The sequence below is a fragment of the Sulfitobacter aestuarii genome (assembly GCF_042685005.1).
Taxonomy (GTDB): domain Bacteria; phylum Pseudomonadota; class Alphaproteobacteria; order Rhodobacterales; family Rhodobacteraceae; genus Sulfitobacter; species Sulfitobacter aestuarii.
The window spans coordinates 1-3,148 of record NZ_JBHUMP010000051.1; the positions used below are offsets into that span (position 1 = coordinate 1).

At 63.9% G+C, this 3,148-nt stretch carries 3 protein-coding genes; all 3 read left to right on the forward strand.

Annotated features, from left to right (window positions below; all coding sequences use genetic code 11):
• The first annotated feature begins 151 nt into the window (after positions 1 to 151).
• Positions 152 to 1,459 carry a site-specific integrase gene (locus tag ACFSUD_RS19425; protein WP_386376154.1) on the forward strand — a complete coding sequence of 436 codons (1,308 nt, stop codon included), beginning with the start codon at positions 152 to 154 and terminating at the stop codon, positions 1,457 to 1,459.
• A gap of 44 nt (positions 1,460 to 1,503) precedes the next feature.
• Positions 1,504 to 2,499, forward strand: a complete 996-nt coding sequence (locus ACFSUD_RS19430; RefSeq protein ID WP_386376155.1) for a hypothetical protein — start codon at positions 1,504 to 1,506, stop codon at positions 2,497 to 2,499.
• A partial coding sequence (locus ACFSUD_RS19435; RefSeq protein WP_386376156.1) for a recombinase family protein occupies positions 2,496 to 3,148 on the forward strand: 653 nt, incomplete at its 3' end. The genes ACFSUD_RS19430 and ACFSUD_RS19435, both read left to right, overlap by 4 nt.

Below are 3,148 nucleotides of genomic sequence, written 5' to 3' on the forward strand. Positions count from 1 at the left end.
GCCTCAGAGACGGCGCAGCAAGGCCGCGACCCAGAGCGCCACGGTGCTGATGGTGGATTGCCGGTAGAGGCCGAGCCACGACAGCCAAAGCGATCTGAGTGAATCATGGCAGCGGCTCTGGTCCCGGATTCTCGAGACGGAGGGTACGACGTTGCAGACAGCGCTCCTGCGCTTCGTGCATTTTCTGAACCGGATGGGTGTGGCGCCTGATGACGTCGCCGCAGACCATGCGCTTGCCTATCGCGAAGCGCTGGCGGCCAACGAAATCAGCAAGAATCCGGATACCAGCTATCGAGCGGCGGTGAATGGATGGAACCTGGCCATTCGCCGCGTCCCTGGATGGCCTGAGACTCCGATTGCGCTGCCGTCGCGGCAAAAGAAAATTCAGCTCCTGCCGGAAAGCCTGTCGCCTCTGTTCATCGTGGACCTCGACGCCCTCATGGCGCGGCTTGGCATGTGCGACCCTCTGTCAGACGGCGGGCGAAACCGGGCGCTGCGCCCTGCCACGCTGAAGCAATATCGCCGCCAATTGATGCGCTTCGCTTCCGAGCTCGTCTCTTCGGGTGTGGCACCCCATGAGATCACGTCGGTGGCAGCACTTCTCACCCCCGCGATGGCAGAGCGCGGCCTCCGCCAGATGCTCTCCAGGACTGACGGCAAGTCGTCTCGTCAGATAAGCGAAATGGCCGGTCTGCTGCGCAATATCGCCAACATTCTCGACCTACCCGAGGAGATGCGAAAGGAAGTGCGTGAGCTTGCGGGTAAAGTGGCCCATCCCAAGCAAACCGGCATGACCGAAAAGAACCGGACCCGCCTGCGGGTGCTGCAGGACCCCGATCACCAACTGCGGCTTCTGCTGTTGCCTGCGCGCATCTTTTCCCGCGAAACAGGCAAGCAGAAACCCTATTACGCGGCGCTGGCCCACGAAGATGCCCTCGCGATTGCCATCCTTCTGGTCTGCCCGCTGCGCATCGGGAGTCTTGTCCGGCTCGAACTCGAACGACACGTTCAGCGTCCGGGGGACGGGCGCGTCTATCTCGTGCTGGCTGAGGAAGACACCAAGACGGGCCGCTCCATCGAGTTTGAGCTCCCGCCTGCCGTTGTGGAAATGCTCGATAAGCATCTTGCAACGCGGGTGCCTCACATGTGTCCCGCGGGAACCCGCTACCTCTTTCCCCAACGCACCGGACACCGTGCAGTCGATGCAGCGGCTCTCGCGGGCCGTATCAAAAAACGCATCTGGAAAGAGACCGGATTGGTGGTCAACGCGCATCTCTTTCGGCATTTCGCCGTCATGCTCTGGCTTGACGCCAATCCGGGCGGGTATGAGGTTGCCGCGCGCCTGCTGGGCCATTCCGAACTAAGCCACACGATCAGACTCTATTCCGGCATGGAAACCAGGTCGGCTACCCGCGCCTATGCCGAACTGATTGGCAGGAAAATGCGGGGGCCTCGATGAGCCTCATTCTTCCCCGCGACGACTGGCCCGAGGCGGATCAGGCAATGTGGGCGGCGCTCTTTGCCGAGGGCAACCCGCTCGACGACCGCGGCCCGCTGGTGCATTTGCGCGAAACCTCACGTAAGTCCCTCGCGCTGCGCTACGGGCAATGGTTGTGCTGGCTGTCGCTCGAGAAGCCTTGCTCGTTGGAAAGCCCGCCGCCCAGTCGCGTGACCCGGCCGACGCTGAGGCAGTGGCTGGCGACGTTGGACCGATTGGCGCCGATGACCCGCCTCATGCTGGCGGAGGCTGTGCTGCGCGTTACGATGGCAGCGGCACCCGAACTCGACTGGTCGCAAGAAACCAGATTGCGCGCGCAGCTCAAAGCCGCCGCCGGACGCGGCAAGCAGACCCGCAAGGTGGGTCGCGTGCTATCAAGCGCCGTGCTTCTGGAGGCGGGTCTGAACCTCGCGGAAAGCGCCGCCACAAGCAGCGGCGGTCCGCTGTTTAGCGCGACCCGCATGCGCGATGGAGCGATGATCGCGCTCTTGGCCCTGGTGCCGATGCGACGGCGGGCGTTGGCGGGCCTCGCCTTGGGCAGCTCGGTGTTCGTCGCGTCGGATCAAATTCTGATCGCCATTTCCTCCGAGCTGGACAAAATGGGCATCCCCTGGGAGGCAGAGGTGCCGCCACAGGTCCTGCCCATCCTGCGGCGCTACATCGACGAGGCGCGCCCCTTCCTTGCATCCCGAGGCCCCGGCGGACTCCGCAACCTCTGGCTCGACCGCAAGGGCAACGGATTGAGCTATGCGAGCATCGGCCCCCAGATCGCCCGGCAAACATCCAAGATGACAGGCATCAGCGTGCCGCCGCATTTCTTTCGCGATGCGGCGGCGACCACGCTCGCCCGGATTTCGCCCCAGGGCGCGAAACTCATCCGTCCGGTCCTCGGCCATCGGGGGTTCAGCACGGCGCAACGTCATTACAACCATGCGCAAACCATCGAGGCGGGGCGGGATTATGCTACATTGATCAAGAAGCTGAAGGAGACACGCCCATGACCCGTGCTGCCATCTACGCCCGTTTCTCCTCGGCGCTGCAACGAGAAGCCTCGATCGAGGACCAGGCGCGGCTGTGCCGGGAGCGCGCGGATCGCGAGGGCTGGACGGTCGTCAAGGAGTTCAGCGACATGGCCCTGTCCGGGGCCTCGCTGCACCGTCCGCAGCTTCAGAGCCTGCTGGCGCTTGCCAAGGCCAGGGGCGTCGATGTCATTGTCTGTGAAGGGCTGGACCGTCTCAGCCGCGATCAGGCAGACGTCGCCGCGCTCTACAAGCAGCTCACGTTCCACAATGTCAGGATTGTCACGATCTCGGAGGGCGAGGTCAACGAGCTGCATGTCGGCCTTAAGGGCACGATGAATCAGATGTTCCTCAAGGACCTCGCGGCAAAGACCCATCGGGGCCTGCGCGGCCGCGTGGAAGCGGGGAAGTCCGGCGGCGGGAATGCCTATGGCTACAGCGTCGTGCGGCGCCTCGGCGCGGACGGAATGCCGGTCACGGGGGAGCGCGAGGTACTTGCGGATGAAGCCGCAATCGTGCGCCGCATCTTCGACGAATTCAGCGAGGGCTATTCACCAAAGGCCATTGCCTGTCGCCTCAACGACGAGGCCATCCCCGGCCCGCGCGGCGGTATTTGGTGCGACACCACGAT

Bases quoted from the DNA above. Each gene is read 5' to 3' on its own strand.
- ACFSUD_RS19430 (WP_386376155.1), top strand. From the start codon at position 1,504: ATGTGGGCGGCGCTCTTTGCCGAGGGCAACCCGCTCGACGACCGCGGC.